The sequence below is a fragment of the Mesorhizobium sp. M0060 genome, assembly GCF_040323155.1.
Lineage (GTDB): Bacteria > Pseudomonadota > Alphaproteobacteria > Rhizobiales > Rhizobiaceae > Mesorhizobium.
Genome location: NZ_JAMYUP010000168.1, coordinates 1 through 814, shown reverse-complemented (window position 1 = coordinate 814; position 814 = coordinate 1). Strand labels below are relative to the sequence as shown.

The 814-nt window shown below is 62.3% G+C and carries 1 protein-coding gene; it reads right to left on the bottom strand.

Annotated elements, in window-relative coordinates; translation table 11 throughout:
- Positions 1–313 precede the first annotated feature (313 nt).
- Positions 314–814, bottom strand: a 501-nt coding sequence (locus NKJ94_RS37425; RefSeq protein ID WP_352532801.1) for a transposase, incomplete at its 5' end; no start/stop codon positions are given.

Below are 814 nucleotides of genomic sequence, written 5' to 3'. Positions count from 1 at the left end.
CTCTCATGATTGCTGACAATGGCCTTTGACATAAGCTGCAGCCCGCCGATCCGATCGGCGGTCGAGGCACTTGTACGGCGGATATGAGGTGCAAGAGGCGGGACTTGAACGTCGGTCAACAATCTCTCATCCGCGGGTCGAGCCGCATGACCTGGTTTCGTTTGGGGCTGCCTCTGTCTAGGTGGCGAGCGTCGAGGCTCATAGTGGGGACGAGGGCTCCCCGGCATTGTCCCGCCTCCAGCGCCGCATATCGCGCCGAGGCTGATGTTTGGGTTTTTGCGATCTCCTCTGCTGGCTGTCTGTCAAATAGTGGTCACGCCGCCTTTGGCGCGGATTGAACTGTGCAGGCGATCGACCAGATGAAGCCCACCATCTCGCGTGCGATGGCGACATTGACGACGTTCGCATTCTTGCCGCGCGCGCTCAGCCGACGATATCGGGTGCACAGTCGAACTTGCGCTTTCCACCCGATATCGCGAACGACTTTTGGCAGCGCCTCGATCCGGTCGACCTTGTGCCGGCTGATGCGCGCTCTCATCCGGTAAGCCCAGGCGGCTTCGACCAGCGCGCGCCGGGCATGAGTGTTGCCGGTCTTGGTGATGCCGCCGCGCCAGACGGTCTCGCCACTCGATTGTTCTCCGGGGACCAGGCCGAAATAGGCCATGAGCTGGCGGGGGGTTGAGAAGCGTGTGAAGTCACCGACCTCCGCGACCAGCACCACGGCATTGATCAGCGCGATGCCGCGCATCGCCTGCAAGGCGTCAACGACCGGGCGCTGGTTCCATTCCGGGAGCAGGCTGAGTATCTGTTCCTC